The organism is Pseudarthrobacter phenanthrenivorans (assembly GCF_036455295.1).
GTDB classification, from domain to species: domain Bacteria; phylum Actinomycetota; class Actinomycetes; order Actinomycetales; family Micrococcaceae; genus Arthrobacter; species Arthrobacter phenanthrenivorans_C.
In genome coordinates this window covers 33,007-48,974 of the sequence record NZ_JAYXNX010000019.1, presented here as the reverse complement: position 1 = coordinate 48,974, position 15,968 = coordinate 33,007, and the positions used below count along the sequence as shown (strand labels likewise).

General features: G+C 66.5%; 17 protein-coding genes, 1 tRNA gene and 1 pseudogene. 12 read left to right on the top strand and 7 right to left on the bottom strand.

Translation table 11 applies throughout. The features are described from left to right. Window positions 1–186: 186 nt before the first annotated feature. The 5 genes and pseudogenes from pstS to VXJ37_RS18610 all read left to right on the top strand — a co-directional run bounded on the left by pstS (window position 187) and on the right by VXJ37_RS18610 (window position 4,956). The gene (pstS, locus tag VXJ37_RS18635) at window positions 187–1,308 is read left to right on the top strand and encodes a phosphate ABC transporter substrate-binding protein PstS (protein WP_331324523.1); all 1,122 of its coding nucleotides are present in this window, start codon (window positions 187–189) and stop codon (window positions 1,306–1,308) included. Window positions 1,309–1,411: 103 nt separating this feature from the next. After that, window positions 1,412–2,344: a phosphate ABC transporter permease subunit PstC gene (pstC, locus tag VXJ37_RS18630; RefSeq protein ID WP_141944408.1), complete on the top strand. Its 933-nt coding sequence runs from the start codon at window positions 1,412–1,414 to the stop codon at window positions 2,342–2,344. Beyond that, window positions 2,345–3,457, top strand: a complete 1,113-nt coding sequence (pstA, locus tag VXJ37_RS18625; RefSeq protein ID WP_331324522.1) for a phosphate ABC transporter permease PstA — start codon at window positions 2,345–2,347, stop codon at window positions 3,455–3,457. It begins immediately after the preceding gene. Between the two features lie 82 nt (window positions 3,458–3,539). Then, window positions 3,540–4,414 (top strand): annotated as a pseudogene (locus VXJ37_RS18615) (phosphate ABC transporter ATP-binding protein). A 92-nt stretch (window positions 4,415–4,506) separates the two neighbouring features. Further along, window positions 4,507–4,956 carry a hypothetical protein gene (locus tag VXJ37_RS18610; protein WP_331324521.1) on the top strand — a complete coding sequence of 150 codons (450 nt, stop codon included), beginning with the start codon at window positions 4,507–4,509 and terminating at the stop codon, window positions 4,954–4,956. Window positions 4,957–4,989: 33 nt separating this feature from the next. Here the strand turns inward: VXJ37_RS18610 and VXJ37_RS18605 are convergent, their stop codons facing one another. From VXJ37_RS18605 to VXJ37_RS18590, 4 genes are all read right to left on the bottom strand, one after another. Further along, window positions 4,990–5,397: a hypothetical protein gene (locus VXJ37_RS18605; protein ID WP_307309611.1), complete on the bottom strand. Its 408-nt coding sequence runs from the start codon at window positions 5,395–5,397 to the stop codon at window positions 4,990–4,992. Between the two features lie 178 nt (window positions 5,398–5,575). Beyond that, a complete protein-coding gene (locus VXJ37_RS18600; RefSeq protein ID WP_331324520.1) occupies window positions 5,576–6,586 on the bottom strand; it encodes an inorganic phosphate transporter in 1,011 nt (336 codons plus the stop codon). A gap of 1 nt (window position 6,587) precedes the next feature. Then, on the bottom strand, window positions 6,588–7,205 hold the full coding sequence (locus VXJ37_RS18595) for a DUF47 domain-containing protein (RefSeq protein ID WP_331324519.1): 618 nt from the start codon (window positions 7,203–7,205) through the stop codon (window positions 6,588–6,590). A gap of 312 nt (window positions 7,206–7,517) precedes the next feature. Further along, entirely contained in the window at window positions 7,518–8,177 is a 660-nt protein-coding gene (locus VXJ37_RS18590) for a hypothetical protein (RefSeq protein ID WP_141944395.1), read from the bottom strand. 209 nt (window positions 8,178–8,386) lie between these two features. On the opposite strand from VXJ37_RS18590, the gene VXJ37_RS18585 reads away from it, so the two are divergent. Continuing rightward, window positions 8,387–8,459 (top strand) — tRNA-Lys (locus VXJ37_RS18585). A gap of 87 nt (window positions 8,460–8,546) precedes the next feature. On the opposite strand, the gene VXJ37_RS18580 is transcribed toward VXJ37_RS18585, so the two are convergent. Both VXJ37_RS18580 and VXJ37_RS18575 read right to left on the bottom strand, forming a co-directional pair. Then, window positions 8,547–8,852, bottom strand: coding sequence for a M23 family metallopeptidase (locus VXJ37_RS18580; protein ID WP_331324518.1), 306 nt, complete (start codon window positions 8,850–8,852; stop codon window positions 8,547–8,549). A 99-nt stretch (window positions 8,853–8,951) separates the two neighbouring features. Beyond that, window positions 8,952–9,293, bottom strand: coding sequence for a YciI family protein (locus VXJ37_RS18575; protein WP_331324517.1), 342 nt, complete (start codon window positions 9,291–9,293; stop codon window positions 8,952–8,954). A 136-nt stretch (window positions 9,294–9,429) separates the two neighbouring features. Here VXJ37_RS18575 and VXJ37_RS18570 point away from each other — a divergent pair, with 136 nt between their 5' ends. After that, the gene (locus VXJ37_RS18570; RefSeq protein ID WP_331324516.1) at window positions 9,430–10,458 is read left to right on the top strand and encodes a LacI family DNA-binding transcriptional regulator; all 1,029 of its coding nucleotides are present in this window, start codon (window positions 9,430–9,432) and stop codon (window positions 10,456–10,458) included. 38 nt (window positions 10,459–10,496) lie between these two features. Here the strand turns inward: VXJ37_RS18570 and VXJ37_RS18565 are convergent, their stop codons facing one another. Further along, window positions 10,497–11,441 carry an ANTAR domain-containing response regulator gene (locus VXJ37_RS18565; RefSeq protein WP_331324515.1) on the bottom strand — a complete coding sequence of 315 codons (945 nt, stop codon included), beginning with the start codon at window positions 11,439–11,441 and terminating at the stop codon, window positions 10,497–10,499. Between the two features lie 311 nt (window positions 11,442–11,752). Here VXJ37_RS18565 and arfA point away from each other — a divergent pair, with 311 nt between their 5' ends. From arfA to VXJ37_RS18540, 5 genes are all read left to right on the top strand, one after another. Beyond that, entirely contained in the window at window positions 11,753–13,279 is a 1,527-nt protein-coding gene (gene arfA / locus VXJ37_RS18560; protein WP_331324514.1) for an arabinosylfuranosidase ArfA, read from the top strand. A 37-nt stretch (window positions 13,280–13,316) separates the two neighbouring features. Continuing rightward, window positions 13,317–13,904, top strand: coding sequence for an HhH-GPD-type base excision DNA repair protein (locus tag VXJ37_RS18555; RefSeq protein WP_331324513.1), 588 nt, complete (start codon window positions 13,317–13,319; stop codon window positions 13,902–13,904). Next, window positions 13,904–14,908: a LacI family DNA-binding transcriptional regulator gene (locus tag VXJ37_RS18550; RefSeq protein WP_331324512.1), complete on the top strand. Its 1,005-nt coding sequence runs from the start codon at window positions 13,904–13,906 to the stop codon at window positions 14,906–14,908. The genes VXJ37_RS18555 and VXJ37_RS18550 overlap by 1 nt, the downstream gene beginning before the upstream one ends. Window positions 14,909–15,007: 99 nt before the next feature. Continuing rightward, window positions 15,008–15,586 carry a cysteine hydrolase family protein gene (locus tag VXJ37_RS18545; protein WP_331324511.1) on the top strand — a complete coding sequence of 193 codons (579 nt, stop codon included), beginning with the start codon at window positions 15,008–15,010 and terminating at the stop codon, window positions 15,584–15,586. A gap of 72 nt (window positions 15,587–15,658) precedes the next feature. Then, window positions 15,659–15,961 (top strand): urease subunit gamma, encoded by a 303-nt coding sequence (locus VXJ37_RS18540; RefSeq protein WP_159634196.1) that lies wholly within the window; start codon window positions 15,659–15,661, stop codon window positions 15,959–15,961. Window positions 15,962–15,968: the final 7 nt, after the last annotated feature.

Here is a 15,968-nt window from a genome sequence, read left to right as displayed (position 1 = left end):
CCGCGCAATGGTGACCCGGTATTTGTAAGCCAATATCCCGCCGTCGTTAATCCTCCGTTCACCTTCCACCGCCCATCCCGTTACCTGCGGCCCATAACTTTTTGGAAGGTACAAAACGTACGCATCGCGCTGCAGGGGTTCTCCGTCCCTGTCCGCACCTGAATAACCCTGGAAGGGGTACATCTAGTGAAGGCACTCCGCTTCGGCCGCCACGCGGCTATCGCTGTTATCGCAGCCGGCGCACTCGCGCTCAGCGCCTGCGGTTCAGACAACGCCACCGGCACGTCGCCTGCTGCCGGCCAGTCCGCCTCCGGTCCCAAGGTCACCGGCACGCTGACCGGCATCGGCTCCTCCGCCCAGGGCGCAGCCATGGACGCCTGGAAGACCAACTTCGCCTCCGCCAACTCCGGCGCCACCGTGCAGTACTCCCCGGACGGCTCCGGCGCAGGCCGCAAGGCAATCCTGGACGGCTCGGCCCAGTTCGCAGGCTCGGATGCCTACCTCACGGACGCCGAGTACGCCTCCTCCAAGTCCGTCTGCGGTCCCGAGGGCGCCATCAACGTGCCCGTCTACATCTCCCCGATCGCCGTGGCCTTCAACGTTCCCGGCGTCACGGACCTGAAGCTGGACGCCTCCACCGTGGCCAAGATTTTCCGTGGCCAGATCGCAAAGTGGAACGACCCCGCGATCGCCGCCCTGAACGCAGGCGTCTCGCTGCCCGACCTGAAGGTCACCCCGGTGAACCGCTCCGACGACTCGGGCACCACCCAGAACTTCACCGACTACCTGTCCGCCGCAGCGTCCGACGTCTGGACCGACAAGGCAGCCGGCGTCTGGCCCTCCAGCCTCCAGGGCGAAAACGCCAAGGGCACCTCCGGCGTAGTCAAGACCGTGACGGACACCCCCGGCGCCGTGACCTATGCTGACGACTCCGCCGTGAGCGGCAAGCTGGGCGTCGCCCAGATCAAGGTTGGTGACTCCTTCACCAAGATCTCCGCCGATGCCGCTGCCAAGGCAGTGGACGCCGGCAAGCCCGTTGACGGCCGCGCCGCCAACGACCTCTCCATCAAGCTGGACCGCAAGACCACCATCGCCGGTGCCTACCCCATCGTCCTGGTGTCCTTCCACGTCCTGTGCACCACCTACGACAAGCAGGAGACCGTTGACCTGGTGAAGGCCTTCGAGCACTACGTGGTGTCCGCTGACGGCCAGAAGGCTGCCGCGGACTCGGCCAAGTCCGCTCCGCTGTCCTCCGACCTGGCTGCGAAGGCTGCCAAGTCCATCGACTCGATCAAGGTCAAGTCCTAGCAGACACTGTAAAACCGGGTTCCCCGCCTGCCGGAAGGCAGTGCGGGGAACTTGGCTTTGCACCCCGCGTCCTCAACCAAGCAACGAACCGAAGGGCCGTCGAATGACCGCCACCACGCTGACCAGTACCCAGGGCGCCGGGCGCGCCGGGGATAAAGTCTTTTCCGGTGCCGCACTGGCAGCCGGGTGCCTGATCCTCGCCGTCCTCTTCGGCGTCGCGCTTTTCCTGGTAGTCCAGGCAGTACCGGCGCTTACCGCACCCGCCGACAAGATCCAGGGCGGCCAGGGCTTCTTCGCCTACATCTGGCCCATCGTGATCGGCACGCTGATTGCCGCGGTCATTGCGCTGGTCATTGCCACCCCCATCGCCATCGGAGTGGCACTGTTCATCTCCCATTTCGCACCGCGCGGGCTGGCCTCCGGGCTGGGCTACGTGGTGGACCTCCTCGCCGCCATCCCGTCCGTTGTCTACGGCGCGTGGGGCGCAGCCTTCCTGGCCAAGGAGATCTCACCGGCATACGGCTGGCTGGCCGCAAACATGGGCTGGCTGCCCATCTTCGAGGGCCCGGCGTCCACCACCGGCAAGACCATCCTCACCGCGGGCATCGTCCTTGCCGTCATGGTCCTGCCCATCATCACCTCGCTGTCCCGCGAGATCTTCCTGCAGACCCCCAAGCTGCACGAGGAAGCGGCATTGGCCCTTGGTGCCACCCGCTGGGAAATGATCAAGATGGCCGTACTTCCCTTCGCCCGGCCGGGCATCATCAGCGCCATCATGCTGGGCCTGGGCCGCGCGCTGGGCGAGACCATGGCCGTTGCCCTGGTGCTCTCCTCCGGCGCCCTGACCGCCAGCCTCATCCAGTCCGGAAACCAGACCATCGCTGCCGAGATCGCCCTGAACTTCCCGGAAGCCAGCGGCCTTAAGGTCAGCACCCTGATCGCTGCCGGCCTGGTGCTGTTCGTCATCACCCTGGCCGTGAACATGATCGCCCGCTGGGTCATTACCCGGCACAAGGACTTCTCGGGAGCCAACTAAATGACCTCCACCCTTACCCCCGTCCGCAGCAAGCGGTCGGCGCTCACCAAGGGCCAGCTGCCTAAGTACGCGCCCTATGCGGTGCTCGCCGGCGCCCTGATCCTCGGCGCCGCCATCCTCGCCCTGATCGGCTTCAATCCGTTTGGCTGGGGCCTGGTCTCCGCGATCCTGTTCGCCGTGGGCCTGGTTTCCTGGAGTGCCGCCGTGGAAGGCTCCCGCAGGGCCAAGGACAAGCTGGCCACCTGCCTGGTGGTCGGCTCATTCCTGGTGGCGCTGCTGCCCCTGGTCTCGGTCATCTGGACGGTCATGGTCAACGGCATTCCCGGTCTCCTCGACCCCGGTTTCCTTACCACCTCCATGAACGGCGTGACAGGCGCCTTCGACAACAAGGCCGTGGAGAACGGCGCCCCCGTCATGGGCGGCATCTACCACGCCCTCCTGGGCACGGTGCAGATCACCCTTCTGGCCACCGTGATCTCCGTGCCCGTGGGGCTGCTCACCGCCATCTACTTGGTGGAGTACGGCCACCACGGACGCCTCGCCAAGGCCATCACGTTCTTCGTGGACGTCATGACCGGGATCCCTTCCATCGTGGCCGGCCTTTTCGCTGCCGCGTTCTTCTTCGCGGTGGTGGGCCCGGGCACCAAGACCGGCGCCGTGGCCGCCGTCGCGCTCTCAGTGCTGATGATCCCCGTGGTGGTCCGTTCCAGCGAGGAAATGCTCAAGATCGTCCCCAACGAACTCCGCGAGGCCGCTTATGCCCTGGGCGTCCGCAAGTGGCGGACCATCCTTAAGGTGGTCATTCCGACGGCGATTTCCGGCATCGCGTCCGGCGTCACCCTGGCGATCGCCCGGGTCATCGGCGAGACGGCGCCCATCCTGGTCACCGCCGGCTTTGCCACCAGCATCAACAACAACGTGTTCGGCGGCTGGATGGCCTCGCTGCCCACCTTCATCTACACCCAGATCCTCAACCCCACCTCGCCCTCCAACCCAGGTCCGTCGTCACAGCGGGCATGGGGTGCGGCGCTGGTGCTGATCATCCTGGTCATGGTCCTGAACCTGGTGGCACGGCTGATCGCACGGATCTTCGCCCCCAAAAAGGGCCGGTAACCCGCAAGCCCGCGGAACCTCCTTCCGTCCACCCGCGGCGGATCCTAGACTTCATCCCATACCCAGTAAGTGAAGGAACACCATGTCTAAGCGCATCGACGTCAAGGACCTGAACGTGTACTACGGCGACTTCCTCGCCGTGGAGGACGTCAGCATCAACATCGAGGCCAAGTCCGTCACCGCGTTCATCGGCCCGTCCGGCTGCGGAAAGTCCACCTTCCTCCGCACCCTGAACCGCATGCACGAGGTCATCCCCGGCGCCCGCGTGGAGGGGGAGGTCCTGCTCGACGGCGACAACCTGTACGGCCCCGGGGTTGACCCCGTGNGAACCGCATGCACGAGGTCATCCCCGGCGCCCGCGTGGAGGGGGAGGTCCTGCTCGACGGCGACAACCTGTACGGCCCCGGGGTTGACCCCGTGACCGTCCGCTCGCAGATCGGCATGGTCTTCCAGCGCCCCAACCCGTTCCCCACCATGTCCATCCGGGACAACGTGCTGGCAGGCGTGAAGCTGAACAACAAGAAGATCTCCAAGGGCGAGGCCGATGTCCTGGTGGAGCGCTCGCTCAAGGGTGCCAACCTGTGGAACGAAGTCAAGGACCGGCTGGCGAAGCCCGGCTCCGGGCTCTCCGGCGGACAGCAGCAGCGGCTCTGCATTGCGCGTGCCATTGCCGTGGAGCCGCAGGTGATCCTCATGGACGAGCCCTGCTCTGCCCTGGACCCCATCTCCACCCTGGCCATCGAGGACCTGATCAATGAGCTCAAGGACCAGTACACGGTGGTCATCGTGACCCACAACATGCAGCAGGCGGCGCGCGTGTCGGACAAGACCGCGTTCTTCAACATCGCCGGCACGGGCAAGCCCGGCAAGCTGATCGAATACGGCGATACCCACACCATCTTCAGCAACCCGGTCCAGAAGGCCACCGAAGACTACGTCTCCGGACGCTTCGGATAGACGCCGCTCCCGTTGGCTATCTGCCAACCCGTTTAGTACGCTGAACTAGATACTTTCGGGACTAGTAGTAAGCCAGCTTAAGGAGTTTTGCCATGACGCAGACGGCCAGCAGCCCCCTGGGCACCCAGCTTACGGTTTCCCTGCCTGCGGCGGGCGCAGGCGCAGCGGCGCAGGATGCCGTACTGCAGGACTCAGTGCTGTCGGATCCCGTGCTGCCGGCGGAGGGTTTCGCCGCAGCAGCCAGTTTGACGGGACCCCTTGCGGCAGGCCCCCTGGCCCCGGAACTCGAACCCCACCTGGCGGTGGCGGCGGCCGCTGCCGAGGAGGATGTCCTGTCAGTGGTCTGGCGGGCCAGCTCGCTCCTTGAAAGCATGCAGTGGGAACTGGACAACGCCCAGGAGTCCCTCCGCCAGGCGGTCCGCAAGGCCTCCGCTTCCGGAATCGCGCACGCTGAGCTCTGCGCGGCCGCGAACCTGTCACCTGAAGAGCTGGCAACCGTCCTCATGGCCGCACAGGGTGGGACAGAGGCCATCCAGCTGTAGCTGGGCCGGGCGGTTCACTCCGGTACGGCGTGTTCACTCCGGCACTTCGAGCTGGAACCCGCAGTGGCAGCGCAGGACCCGGGTGGGCAGGGACACCGCGTTGAGCCCGCTGCCCGTGTTGCTGCTGCGGTAGCAGAGCCGCTCCACCTCGAACTCCGCTTCCTCCATGGGGAAGCCGCAGTGGATGTAGTCGTCCCCGAAGAGGACCACCTTGGCCATCCAGCGGACCTGGTTCAGGGCAGCTGCCACGTCCGTGGCGTAGGCGGTGTGTTCCTGGAAGAGGCTGCAGTCGTTGCAGGTGTAGGAGACGGTGACCAAATCCCCTCCGGCAGCACCGATCGCCGTGATGGCGTGGATGGTCAGCTGGTTCTCGGTTCCGCAGGCCTCGCACTGGAGCTGCCGGGGCTGGGGCAGCGGACCTCGGGAATACGGGAGAGACATGGCGCCTGCTCTTTTCCGCGATGTGCATCCAAGCCGCCGTGTTGCTGCAGCGGCGCCCGTCCAGAGCCCTGCACACGGCGCGGACGGCCAGGTCCCCGGCACCGTGACCGGGACGCACTTTCGAATCTACGTCACGGCTTTTGGCCTGTATAGGGGAACTGCGCCCCCGGTTGCAGGACTAGATGGAGATGGGGGACAGCGCCAGCGCCAGCACGAAGGCCAGCGCGCACGTGGCCAGGGGCGTGAGGGCCCAGTACCACAGGATCCGGATGACAAGCTTGCGGTTGGTCACCGAAAAATGCTGGTTCTCTCCGGCGCCCAGCGCTCCCGCCGTAACGGTGTGCGTGGTGGACAGCGGCCAATGGAGCCCGATGGCGCCCACGAAGAGCATCAGCGCGCTGAAGGTCTGGGCCACGGAGCCGCGGAGGGGATCAATCCTGGTGATCTTGTAGCCGATGGTGTGCGAAATGCGCCAGCCGCCGAACAGGGTGCCGGCCGTCATCATCACGGCGGAGAGCGCTGCCACCCATGGCGGGATCCCGCCGTCGGAATGCCCGGCCGCCAGGAGAGCCAGCAGGAGCACCGCGCTGACACGCTGTCCGTCCTGGAGGCCGTGGCCGAAGGCCACCGCACCTGCCGCAACCGCCTGGCCCCGGCGGAAGCGCTGGTTCACCACGTTGGGTTGCGTGTAGCGGGCCACCCACGTGGCCGGGTACACGAGGAGGAACGAACCGCTGTAGGCCACGAGCGGAGACAGCACCAGCGGCAACACCACCTGGAACAGGAGCGACTGGTCGACGCCGGCCACTCCCGGACCGCCGATGGCCAGGCTGGCCAGGCCTGCTCCGGCAAGGCCGCCCACCAGGGCATGGGTGGAGGACGCCGGGATGCCCCGGTGCCATGTCAGCAAGCCCCAGGCGCAGGCGCTCGCCAGCCCCGCCACCAGGATGGAGAGCCCGTCACTTCCGGCCGGAAGACTGATCCAGGTCTGGCTGGCGGCGACGGCCAGCATGGCGCTCAGGAGGGCGCCGACGAAGTTGAAGAACGTGGCGAGCAGTATGCCCACGCTGGGAGTGAGGGCCCTGTTCCGCACGGCAAGGGCAACGGAGGTGGACGCGTCCCGGAAGCCGTTCAGGAAGGCAAAGACCGCCGCCAGCAGGACCACCGCGGCGAAGATGACCGCCGACACCTCAGGATTCCTTGACGATGATGCTGCCTACCTGGGTGGCCACCCGGCGCATGTCCTTGGTGACCTCCACCAGCTGGTTGGCGATGTCCCTGTTGCGGGAGTACTGGGCCCACTTCATGTCCGCGATCATGTCCGCCACCCAAACGCGGTGGGTCCGTTCGGCCCGCTTGGCAAGGCGCAGGATCTCGATCCAGTAGTCCTCGAGGTCATCGAGGTCATTGAGCCGGCGCATGGCATCGACCGTAAGTTCGGCCTGGCGGCTGATGATTTCCAGCTGGTCCGCCGCGCGCCTGGGCAAGCGGTCAAGCTTGTACAGGGCCACCAGTTCCGCAGCGGCGTCCATCTTTTCCATGGCCTCGTTGAGATACCGCGACAGGGCGTACATGTCTTCGCGGGGGAGGGGGTTCACGAAGCTGGTGCGCATGTGGGTCAGGAGAGCGAAGTGCAGCTCGGCGGACTTGGCCTCGATGTTGTGCATGTCTTCCACGAGGCCGCCGTGCTCGTCCGCGGGTACGCCAAGGATCTCGGCGAGGGTGGCGCTGGCCAGCACGATCTGTTGTGCCATCTGAGAGAGCAGGTTCAGCCCTGCGGGCTCCTGGGGAAAAAGGCGCAGCTTCACGTGTTTACCGGTCTCCGGGGACTTATCAGGGCGGGGGCTGCTGCCGTGTGACTTGACTCCGGCGGGCAGCTGTCGCCTACTCTACCGGCCCTTAACTGCACCCTCTGAATCGGCCCCTGGAAGAGGGCAGAAAAATGGTGCCGAACCGGATACGCCTCTCGGCGGTAGGCCGCTCTAGGCGGCTAATTGTTGAAGCCCGGGGGTTTCGCGGCTCGGCACCGGTTTCAGTCTTCTACTTCACCCCGTGCAAGTCAATCTTGACAGCGGGGGCCCGGTTTGTCCCGGAAAGAAGCGGCCTTTGCCCCGGCCGGCTCAGTCCAGTTCGCCAAGACGCCACGCGTTGGCAGCGTGCTCCAGGTCCTCCGCGGTCTTCACCAGCTGGTGGGAGTTGCGCGTGAGTTTGCTGGCGTGGGCTTCGTTGGCGTGCTCGGCGCCGTCGGCGAGGGTGGCCTGGCCGAGCGCCACCACGCGGCAGAACGCGGCGGAACGTTCCAGCGCGACGTCGAAGTCGCCGTCGAACGCGCCGGAGAGGATGGCGTCCGCCATGCTGCGCATTTCGTCGGCCCCCGGGGGCTCCGCAGCCCCGGCCACCACGTTGGAGACCTGCGCTGTGTCCTTGCCGGCGCGGAAATAGACCGAGATGCGTTCGGGGTCCTGGACGGTGGCCGCGCGCAGGGCGTACAGGCGCCACAGTGCCCCGGGAAGGGAGCGGGCGGGGCTTTCGGCCCACATCTCGGCAATGGCCTCCAGGCCCTGCTCGTCGGCAAGCCGCACCAGGCGTTCGGTCACCTGGGGATCGTCGCTGTCACGGCCATGGCGCACCAGGGCCTGGGCGGCAAGGTGGGCGGCCTCCGAGACCCGGGCGGGGTCGGCACCGCCTGCGAAGGGCTCGAAGTCCATCGGCGCGAATGGCTTGGGCTTGTGGTGCCGGTTGCTGCCGCCGTACGGACTGGTTCCTGCTTGCTCGCTCATGCCCCCACGCTACTCCTGTGCGGCAACGGAAATCGAGCATCCGGACTGCCGCCAACACCTGCGCAGGGAGCCGCGGCAGGGTGGCCTGAAGCGGCCGACGGCGGCGTCCGGAGCATGTGCGAAGACGCCGGAACCATGGGTTAGAGTATTAACGTCCAGAAATGGATTGGGCCGGACGGGCGGACACAGCGTGTTTGACTGACCGGCAGGGGCCTTTAGCTCAGTTGGTAGAGCATCGGACTTTTAATCCGTGGGTCGTGGGTTCGAGCCCCACAGGGCCCACCCACAGTTACTTCGGAAGTCCGCCGCGTACGACGGCGGACTTTCCGCTTTAAGCGGTTAGACGCGGGTTGTCATGAAATCCCCTTCTCAGGCGGAGACAATCGTCCCGTTCCGCGGCAGTCCACCGGGGAATGAGATGGGAATAGCGGAAGCCCGCCCCGGATCCATCGAATCCATGGCCTGGACGTGCAGATGAGGCTCGGTGCTGTTGCCGGAATTGCCGCAGGCGCCGATGGCGTCACCAACCCCGACGGGGTGCCCGGGCCGCACGCAGACGCTCCCACGCTTCAGGTGGCACAGGGCAATGAACGCCCCCGTGCCTTCGATGATCACGTGGTTGCCGGCCAGCCCCAGCCACCCCTCCCGCGAAGTCGATGGCCCAGCGTGCGCCAAACAGCTCTGTTCCGTGGCTGGGCACCCGGTCCGCAGGGGAGTTCTGCACCAGCCAGCGGCCGGCAAACGGATACTCCAGGTCCACCTGCCCCGCTTCCACTAGCTGGCGGGATCATACTGGAAGGCGCGCACCTCCTGCGCGCAGCGGCAGGCGGCGGCGATCTTGGCGGCCCAGTGCAGTGCGGCGTCGTAGCTGGGCAGTTCCAGCACGGTGTAACCACCCTCGATGTGCGCCGTCTGGGGATAGGTCCCTTCACTTACGGTTCCGTTGCCGCTGACCATGACGGGCGGGACGCTCTCGTCAATGCCGCCGCCGAAGACCCAGACGCCGGCGTCCTTTGCCTCCCGGACCACTGCGTGCGCTGCGTCGGCAACCTCCTGCAGCCCGCCGTCGGGAATGTCCATGGCTGCGCTGGGAAAAGAGATCAGGTACTTGGTCATTCCACCGGCTCCTTCTCTGCAAACGGGGGGTGCCTTCATCCTTCTCCGGGTGCCCGTGCCGCGCAAGGATTCCGCCGCATTCCGGCCGCCGCCATTTACCACGGGAGAAGCGCCGCCGAGCAGGCACAATAGGCACATGGCAAATACCAGCAAGGGCCGGATGCCGCGCCTGGAAGACGTGGCCAAAATAGCGGGCGTCTCCCACCAGACCGTCTCCCGCGTGGTGAACAACCACCCCAACGTCAGCAAGGCGACACGGGAAAAGGTAGAGGCCGCCATTGCGGAACTGGGGTACCGGCGCAACACCGCGGCCCGGAGCCTGGTCACCCGGCGCTCGCAGACCATCGGGGTGCTGGCCAGCGAACTTTCCCAGTACGGCCCGGCCAACACCCTGCTGGGGGTTGAACATGCCGCCCGCAACGCGGGCTACTTTGTCAGCATCGCTGCCCTGCGGGAGGTCAGCAGGGACGCGATCTCCAACGCCGTGGGCCACTTCATGGACCAGGCGGTGGACGGGATCGCGGTGCTGGTGCCGCACTCGGACACCCTCGCCGTGCTGGAGCAGATGAACCTTCCCGTCCCCGTGGTGGCTGTGGGCTCCGCCGGGAGCGCGAAGGTCAGCGGGGCCATGGTGGACCAGCGCGCGGGTGCCAGGCTCGCCGTCGAACACCTTGTCAGGGAGGGCCACCGGCAGATCGGACATATTGCAGGTCCGCCCGACTGGACGGACGGTGCCGAGCGTGCGGAGGGATGGCGTGCGGTGCTGCGCGAGGCGGGCCTGGACGAATCCCTGCTGGTGGAAGGGGACTGGAGTGCGGGCAGCGGCTACGCGATCGGCCGCAGGCTTGCTTCCAGGCTCACTGCCACGGCCATTTTCGTGGGGAACGACCAGATGGCCCTGGGCGTGCTGCGCGCGTTCACCGAGGCGGGCGTCAGGGTGCCCGACGACGTCTCCGTGGTGGGCTTCGACGACCAGCCTGAAGCGGGGTACTTCACGCCCCCGCTGACCACCGTCCGCCAGGACTTCGAGGAATTGGGCCGCCGCTGCATGGACATCATGCTCAAGGAGATCGAGTCCGGCGCCCCGGTGAGCTCCACGGTGGTGGCGCCGGAACTCGTGGTCCGTGCCAGTACTGCGCCGCCAGCTTCCCCCCGGGCCGGATAGGCCGACGCCACGCGGAGTAGCCCCAACGGGCCCGGCGGTCAGTGGCCGAAGTGTGAGCGCGGCGCACCTTCCGGCAGCTTGTCCAAGAGGTCTTCGGCCACCTTGCGCACCTTGATGTTCCGGTGGCTCGACGCCTTGGCGAGGATGGAAAACGCCTCCTGGTAGGAGCACCGGTTCTGCGCCATGATCACCCCGCACGCCACGTTGATGGAGGTTCGGCTGTCCAGGGCCGAGCGCAGGTCGGTGGCCAGCGAGCGGGCGGTGTGCATATTGATGGCCATCTGAAGGCTCTTGGTTGCCAGGACCGCGAAGCTGCGGGCTTCGGCAATGACCTGGAGGGGGAAGGCTTTTGCTTCATGCGCAAAGAAAGCAAGGGCGGCGCTGGACTGGCCCAGCTCGCTGTGTCCGGGAAGGCCGTCGTCCACCGGCGCCCCGGCATCCAGGCGGAGCCGCACAGCCAGGGAACTGCCGTAGCCGGACGACTGCAGCTGGTCCGAATAGCGCTGCCAGCGGAAATCGCCGTTCCTCTGGAGCACCGCCACGGGGTGGCCGCCGGCCATGACATCTGTGGCCGGCCCCTCGGCCGTGCCCCGTTCCCACTCCAGCAGTCGGACCACGTCACCGGTGGTACCCGCAATGGCCGGACCCCGCTTGGGCTGGTGCAGCACCAGGCCGCAGCCAACCTCCAGGCCCGCGGTCCGCATTACATGTCCTGCCGCAGCAGCAACCAGAAGGTCCAGCGAGTCGGCCAGTGAGTGGGCGCCGTTGACAAGGTCCAGCAAAAGCGCCGGGTTCCCGGCTGCGGCCTGCCCGTGGGCGGCGGCTTGCAGGGGTGGGTGGCCGGCGCGGGTTCCGGGGCGGTCAAAAGGGCCGGCGACGGCTGGGGGAGAGTCCTTGGTCTCGAAGGACTCCTCGTCGCCGGCCCCGCCTGTTACCCGCGTCCGATGGACCGGGAAGCCTGGGCCTACCTGTCGTACGTGCATATCCAGTCTCACACCCCCTAGTGAGCCAAGTACCGAGAGCCAGAACAGGTCTTCTTGTCTCTGGGAAAAACCTAGTTGGCGCAGAGGCCCCGGCGAATGCGTAACCGGTACCTGTTTTTCCCGGCAGCCGGTACTTGGAAACCCCGGCACGGACGCCGTCCGCGGCATCAGCGCAGGCCAGGCCCCGGAGCCTGTCCCGGCCGCTGCAAATAATGGGCTGGAGGATGCCGGAAAAAGTTCTTGACGCTTGGAACGGAGCACCCAAGAATAGATTTCTATAACGTTGTAAAAACTGAAGCCGAGGATATTCCGTGACCCACTCTGGACCTGCCGCAGCAAAAATCACCGTCGATCCCTCCTTCACTGTTGGGCCCGTCCGCCGTCGTACTTTCGGTGCCTTCGTGGAGCATCTTGGCCGGTGCGTCTACACCGGCATCTTCGAGCCGGGCCACCCGGACGCCGACGGGGACGGCTTCCGCAAGGACGTCCTGGAGTTGACCCGCGAACTGGGCGTCTCCACGGTCCGCTACCCGGGCGGCAACTTCGTGTCCGGGTACCGGTGGGAGGACGGCGTGGGTCCGGCAGGCCAGCGTCCCGTGCGACTGGACCTTGCCTGGCACTCCACCGAACCCAACCAGGTGGGCGTGGACGAGTTCGCCAAGTGGTCGGCCAAGGCCGGTGCGGAGCCCATGATGGCCGTCAACCTCGGTACGCGGGGACTCCAGGAGGCGCTGGACCTCGTGGAGTACTGCAACATCGACGGCGGCACGGCCCTTTCGGAGCAGCGCCGGGCCAACGGGGCTGCTGACGGATACGGGATCAGGATGTGGTGCCTGGGCAATGAGATGGACGGTCCCTGGCAGATCGGGCACAAGGACGCCCTGGAGTACGGCCGCCTTGCCGCTGATACGGCGCGGGGGATGCGCATGATCGATCCCGGCCTGGAACTGGTGGCCTGCGGCAGCTCCGGACCCACCATGCCAACTTTTGGCGAGTGGGAGCGCGTTGTCCTGTCCGAAACCTATGAGCTGGTGGACCTGGTCTCGGCGCACCAGTACTTCGAGGACTCCGGCGACCTGCAGGAACACCTCACCGCCGGGCACAGGATGGAGGCCTTTATCCGCGACCTCGTGAGCCACATCGACCATGTGAAGTCCGTGAAGAAGTCGGCCAAGCAGGTGAACATCTCCTTCGACGAATGGAACGTGTGGCACATGAGCCGCGACGAATCCAAGGTGCCCACGGGCAATGACTGGCCCGTAGCCCCCGTCCTGCTGGAGGACACCTATACCGTGGCGGACGCCGTGGTGGTGGGGGACCTCCTGGTCACGCTGCTCCGGAACACCGGCCGCGTCCATTCGGCAAGCCTGGCGCAGCTGGTCAACGTCATCGCGCCTATCATGACCGAGCCCGGCGGCAGGTCCTGGAAACAAACCACTTTCCACCCGTTCGCGCTTACGTCCCGCCACGCCTCCGGTACCGTCCTGCAGCTCGCCGTCGAATCCCCGCTGGTCAGCGGCGGCACGACGGCGGACGTCACGGCGCTCTCCGCCGTCGCCACCTTTGACGCGGAAAAGGGGGAGGCGGTGGTGTTCGCCGTGAACCGATCCGCCACCGACGCCCTCACCCTGGATGCCGCCGTGGCCGCGCTGGGCAAGGTCCGGGTGGTGGAGGCCCTCACCTATGCCAGCAAGGATCCGTACTGGCAGGCCAGTGCCGATGATTCAACCTCCGTCCTGCCGTCCGGAAACGGCACCGCCCACGTTGACGGCGGCCGGCTCACAGCGGAGCTCCCCGCCGTGTCCTGGTCCATGATCCGGCTGGCTGTGGACGCCTGATCCGGGAGTAAGACGACGGCGGCCCCCAGGTGGGAGGATGGACGGCATGGAACTGCACATCACAGGGGACCCTGCCGCGGACAAGTTGCTGAGTGAGGACGCCTTCGCCCTGCTGACCGGCATGCTGCTGGACCAGCAGGTCACCATGGAGTCCGCGTTCGCCGGGCCTGAGAAGATCAGGTCCAGGATCGGCTCACTGAAGCCGGAAGCCATCGCTGGGCAGGACCCCGCTGCGTTCGTCGAAGTGTTCAAGGAACGGCCCGCCGTCCACCGTTTCCCCGGTTCCATGGCTGCCCGCGTGCAGGCGCTCGCCGAGGCGGTGCAGAACGAGTGGGACGGCGATGCCGCCGCGATCTGGACCAAGGGTTCGCCTGACGGCGCGGAGGTGCTGCGCAGGCTCAAGGCCCTGCCCGGCTTCGGGGACCAGAAGGCCAAAATCTTCCTGGCGCTCCTGGGCAAGCAGCGCGGCCTCGACGCGCCGGGGTGGCGTGAAGCCGCCGGCCACTACGGTGACGAGGGCAGCTACCTGTCGGTGGCGGACATCGTCGACCCGGAATCCCTGGCCAGGGTACGCGCCAGCAAGCAGGCCGCCAAGGCAGCCGCGAAGGCTGGAAAAGAGCGTTAATGGCCGTCACCATGAACGATGTGGCGAGGGCGGCAGGCGTTTCACTCAAGACGGTTTCCAACGTCCTGAACGACTACGAATTCATCCGTCCGGCCACCAAGCAACGGGTGCAGGACGCCATCGCCGAGTTGGGTTACGAAGCCAACCTCACCGCCCGCAGCCTCCGGTCCGGCAAGACGTCCATGCTGGGCCTTGTCCTCTCCGACCTCTCCGCGCCCTACTACGCGGAGTTGGCGTCCAAGCTGATGAAGGCCGCTTCCCGTCGCGGTTACCGCGTGATCGTGGAGCAGTCCGATGCGGGGGTTGCCGCCGAGCTCGGCGCCCTGCAGGGGACTTTCCGGCAGCTCACGGATGGTCTGCTGTTCACGCCACTGGTGGCGGATGCGGATGCCATCGCGGCCCGGGCGGGCAAGAAACCGCTGGTGATGCTGGGCGAGCACATCATGGATCTGCGCTTCGACCTGGTGACCATGAAGAACGGGGAAGCCGCGGCTGCCCTCACCCGGCACCTGCTGGCCGGCGGCCGTCGTCGGATTGCCGTGATCGGCGCCCGGCCGGACGAGTCCGCCGGAAGCGCCGGGCTTCGCCTGAACGGGTACCGGAAGGCGCTGGAAGATGCAGGCATCGCGTTCGACGCCGGACTGGTCGCCCCCGCCGAATGGCGCCGTGACGCCGGTGCCGCCGCCGTTGCCGGCCTCCTGGAAGCGGGGGTTGAGTTCGACGCCGTCTTTGGGCTGAACGACGTCCTGGCCCTGGGTGCTCTGCACGAACTGCTGATCCGCGGCGTCAAGGTGCCGGGGGAGGTTGCAGTGGCCGGCTTCGACGACATCGATGAGGCCCGCTTCGCTTCACCCCCGCTGACCACAGTGTCCCCGGGAATGGAGGAGATCGCCGAGCGGTCCATCGGCCTGCTGCTGGACCGGATCGCCGCCCGGGAAACATCCGCGCAGGGCGTGCACGTGGAGGCCGGATTCGAGTTGAAGATCCGGGAATCGGCACCCTGAAACCGCCTTCCGGAGCCCCCGTGTTCCGGTAGGTGCACGTTTTGTCCGGACGCGGAGGGGTACCTTTCCGAAACCGGCTCAACGAGGAAAGGTGCCCACATGATTGCCCTCCTGGTCATCGACATGCAGAACGCATTCTTCGAAACGCCCGAACTGGCGGCCCAGCAGGAACGGGTGGTCAGTGAGTGCAACCGGCTGCTCGAAGGGTTCAAGGCCGCCGGACACAAAACCCTCCTGGTGGGAACCGAACACGAGCGGGACAAGTCCACCTGGACGCTCAGCATGCTCGAAGATGACCAGGGGTTCATCTTCCGCGGCAGCGAGCAGGCCCAATCGGTACCGGGCCTCATCACCGAGGACCTTCCACAGCTGAACAAAACCAGGGACAGCGGCTTTGTGGGCACCAACCTGTTGGCACGGCTGCGGAACTGGGGCGCCGGGGAAGTGGTACTCGCCGGCGTGTCGACCCACAACTGCATCGCCCAAACCGCCGCGGACGCGTTCGCGCACAACATCCGGGTCACGTACGCCAAGGACGCCATGGCCTCCGAAGCCGACCAGGACGCCGCCGATATGCTCCGCATCCTCTCCGCCACCTACCGCCAGCCCATCCAGTCCAGCGACGAAATCCTGGGCCGCCTCAGCGAGGCGAACCAGCAGGCGGGCGGCCTTCACTGATACTCCTGAAACCTGGTGGAAACGTGACCCGCCTACTCTGGCAGCACGCCCCAGGCCGTCGAAGGGAACCCCATGCATCTGATGCCGCGTGAGCAGGAAAAACTCCTGATCGTGGTGGCCGCCGACCTTGCCCGGCGCAGGCAGTCGCGCGGCCTCAAGCTCAACTACCCCGAAGCCGTGGCCATCATCAGCTACGAGCTGATCGAGGGCGCCCGGGACGGCAGGAGCGTTGCCGACCTGATGAGCTACGGCACCACGCTGCTCACCCGCGAGGATGTGATGGAAGGCGTCCCGGAGATGATCCACGACGTCCAGATCGAAGCAACCTTCCCGGACGGCACCAAGCTGGTCACCGTCCACAACCCCATCCGCTGAGGAGCGC

Coding starts and splice junctions, on each gene's coding strand:
- VXJ37_RS18610 (WP_331324521.1), top strand. CDS start 4,507: ATGACGCAGACGGCCAGCAGCCCCCTGGGCACCCAGCTTACGGTTTCC.
- VXJ37_RS18545 (WP_331324511.1), top strand. CDS start 15,008: ATGATTGCCCTCCTGGTCATCGACATGCAGAACGCATTCTTCGAAACG.
- VXJ37_RS18550 (WP_331324512.1), top strand. CDS start 13,904: ATGGCCGTCACCATGAACGATGTGGCGAGGGCGGCAGGCGTTTCACTC.
- VXJ37_RS18605 (WP_307309611.1), bottom strand. CDS start 5,397: ATGTCTCTCCCGTATTCCCGAGGTCCGCTGCCCCAGCCCCGGCAGCTC.
- VXJ37_RS18570 (WP_331324516.1), top strand. CDS start 9,430: ATGGCAAATACCAGCAAGGGCCGGATGCCGCGCCTGGAAGACGTGGCC.
- VXJ37_RS18575 (WP_331324517.1), bottom strand. CDS start 9,293: ATGACCAAGTACCTGATCTCTTTTCCCAGCGCAGCCATGGACATTCCC.
- VXJ37_RS18555 (WP_331324513.1), top strand. CDS start 13,317: ATGGACGGCATGGAACTGCACATCACAGGGGACCCTGCCGCGGACAAG.
- pstA (WP_331324522.1), top strand. CDS start 2,345: ATGACCTCCACCCTTACCCCCGTCCGCAGCAAGCGGTCGGCGCTCACC.
- pstC (WP_141944408.1), top strand. CDS start 1,412: ATGACCGCCACCACGCTGACCAGTACCCAGGGCGCCGGGCGCGCCGGG.
- VXJ37_RS18590 (WP_141944395.1), bottom strand. CDS start 8,177: ATGAGCGAGCAAGCAGGAACCAGTCCGTACGGCGGCAGCAACCGGCAC.
- VXJ37_RS18540 (WP_159634196.1), top strand. CDS start 15,659: ATGCATCTGATGCCGCGTGAGCAGGAAAAACTCCTGATCGTGGTGGCC.
- VXJ37_RS18565 (WP_331324515.1), bottom strand. CDS start 11,441: ATGCACGTACGACAGGTAGGCCCAGGCTTCCCGGTCCATCGGACGCGG.